This is a genomic window from bacterium, assembly GCA_035703895.1.
Lineage (GTDB): Bacteria > Sysuimicrobiota > Sysuimicrobiia > Sysuimicrobiales > Segetimicrobiaceae > Segetimicrobium.
Genome location: DASSXJ010000304.1, coordinates 1 through 2,532, shown reverse-complemented (window position 1 = coordinate 2,532; position 2,532 = coordinate 1). Strand labels below are relative to the sequence as shown.

Below are 2,532 nucleotides of genomic sequence, written 5' to 3'. Positions count from 1 at the left end.
ACCACCGTGATCAGCCTGGTGCTGTCATACCCGCTTGCCTACCACCTCGCGCGGGCGCCTCGCCGGTGGAAAGGCCTCCTGATGATCCTTGTAGTCTCGCCGCTCCTGGTCGGGGTGCTCATCCGGACGTATGGGTGGATCATTCTGCTGCAGGACACCGGTCTGATCAACCAAATGCTCCAGGGGTTGGGGATGAAACGGCTGCCGCTCATGTACAATCAGACCGGCGCGCTGATCGGCCTGGTGCATGTGTTTATCCCGTTCATGGTGCTGTCGCTCACGGGGTCCATCCAGGGGATCGACCCCGAGCTCGAAATGGAAGCCCGCTCGCTCGGCGCGGGCGCCTGGCGCACGTTCTGGCGGGTGACCTTCCCCCTCAGCCTCCCGGGGGTCGCGGCAGGGACGATCCTCGTCTTCGTGCTCGCGATCAGCTCCTACGTAATCCCGTCCCTGCTCGGCGGGTTTACCGTGCTCACGGTTCCCATCTTGGTGGTGCGGACGATCACTGAGCTGTTCAACTGGCCCGGGGGCAGCGCGTTCGCCATCCTTTTCTTTGCGATCACTCTGGCGCTGGTATGGCTCTACCTGCGGGTGCTGACCCGGATCACCCGGCCCGTCGTATGAACGCGCGACGCGCGGACGCGTCTACCGGATGGGCGGGGCGATGCTGATCCGTCGCGAACGGCTGTGGCTCACTCTCGCGGTCGTGCTCGTGTACGCCTTCCTGCTGCTCCCGATCGTAGTCGTGGTCGTCTCGGCGCTGAACGCGGGAGCGTACCTCCGGTTCCCGCCGGAGGGCATCTCGCTTCGCTGGTTTGTCACCTTCGCCCGCAGCCGTTCCTTTACCCGGTCGCTCGCGTTCAGCGTGGAACTCGCGACGATCGTGACCATCGTCACGACGGTCCTGGGCACGATGGCCAGCCTGTGGCTCTTCCGGTCCGTCGCCCGGTTTCGGGATCTGGTGCGCGTGCTGCTGATCTCTCCCCTGGCGGTCCCCGGGATCGTCACGGGCATCGCGCTCCTGATCTTCTTCTTCGCGGTGGGGTGGCGCCACACGGGCCTGCTCGGGTTGATCATCGGGCACTCGTTGATCAGCCTCCCCTACGTCTTCTTGATTACCAGCGCGGTGCTGGCACGGTTCGACCGCACGCTGGAGGAGGCCGCCCGCAACCTCGGCGCGGGCCAGCTGACGACATTCCGGCGGGTGACGCTGCCCCTCATCAAGGGGGGCATCATCTCGGGCGCGATCTTCGCGTTCGTGGCGAGTTACGACGAGTTCAACATCTCGCTGCTCCTCAGCGGTGTGGGCGCGACGCCGCTGCCGATCCAGCTCTTCGACTATCTGCGGTTCTCGTTCGATCCGACCGCGGCCGCCGCCGGCACGATCAGCATCGTCCTGGCGCTTGTGGTGGTGCTGGTGACCCAGCGGTTGGTGGGATTGGAATCGCTCTACTTGGGGGGCGGCTGATCGCCGGCGCTTATCGCTATCGACCTTTGGGGAGCATTTTTGCCGCAATCTTCGCAAAGTCTGGCTCGGGAATTTCAAGAAATCCAAACCGAAAAGCGCTTCCCCATCTGGATTTGTCTTTGATGAAGGACAGCGTTTCGATTAATGGCCGGATGTCCACCGCCTTGGATTTGCGGTATTTGACTTGACGCCTGTAGGGCTTGAACCCGGGGAACTGCTCGACTTGGGTTGGTTCAGCATCGATGACTTCGCCAATGGCCGTGAACTGCTGGCACATCTTGGGTTCACCAAATTTCTCTCTGCTTGAATAGAAGATGACCCAATCGCCCTTTGAGAGCCTCTTGGCCGGACCAAGCTTCCCGTGGCTGAATTGAGCAAAGCCCCCTCTGGTTCCGATGAGGACGTGTTCTTTTGAAGCCACCCCGATCCAATAGCGTTTCTTATTCATGCTTTTGTCCTCCGATCTTTTCCAGTCAATTGTACTTAGTGTGCTCGGTCCAACAGCCAGCAACATGGCGTGACAGGGGCCGCAGGCATCATGAGTCGACTACGAACACGAGCCTCCGGTTGACTTCGATCGCAGGCGGAAATATCAGACAGGGAAGCTATAGGGGTGAGGGAGAGGTGGGGGTGTTGATCAAAATGCTAAGGGCCGGCTGGTCCTGCGGTACACTTGTACCGCCTCCGCCAACCGTTCCAGCACGGTCGCGGTATACGGCGTACAGTGGAACATGAGATGCGATACCCCCATCTGGTGGTAGCCGTGCATGGCCGCGGCGATCTCCTCAGTGGACCCCGACAGGTAGGCAGGGATGTGAGACGAAACAGGGGGTTCTCCCAGGTCTGGATAAGCCAGCGCCACCATGGCGGTTAGCCCCAGCGTCGTCGGGTCGCGTCCCACCTCCGTGCAAGCGGCGGAGAGTTTGGCGTGGGGCTCGATAAACGAACTTGGCGCGGTGAGATACCCCGACGGGTTCCACATGTCAGCGTATTGGGCCGTTAAGCGCAGCATGCGTGGGCCGGAACCGGCCACCAGTACCGGCGGACCACCGACCCGTGGCCCG

The 2,532-nt window shown here is 62.0% G+C and carries 4 protein-coding genes; 2 read left to right on the top strand and 2 right to left on the bottom strand.

The features are described from left to right. Together VFP86_19965 and VFP86_19960 are read left to right on the top strand one after the other, a co-directional pair. The coding region (locus tag VFP86_19965; protein HET9001928.1) for an ABC transporter permease at window positions 1-624 on the top strand (624 nt) is incomplete at its 5' end. Between the two features lie 40 nt (window positions 625-664). Continuing rightward, window positions 665-1,468, top strand: coding sequence for an ABC transporter permease (locus VFP86_19960; protein ID HET9001927.1), 804 nt, complete (start codon window positions 665-667; stop codon window positions 1,466-1,468). A gap of 16 nt (window positions 1,469-1,484) precedes the next feature. Here VFP86_19960 and VFP86_19955 read toward each other — a convergent pair whose 3' ends face one another. Beyond that, the gene (locus VFP86_19955; protein ID HET9001926.1) at window positions 1,485-1,916 is read right to left on the bottom strand and encodes an EVE domain-containing protein; all 432 of its coding nucleotides are present in this window, start codon (window positions 1,914-1,916) and stop codon (window positions 1,485-1,487) included. A gap of 189 nt (window positions 1,917-2,105) precedes the next feature. Next, a partial coding sequence (locus VFP86_19950; GenBank protein ID HET9001925.1) for a hypothetical protein occupies window positions 2,106-2,532 on the bottom strand: 427 nt, incomplete at its 5' end.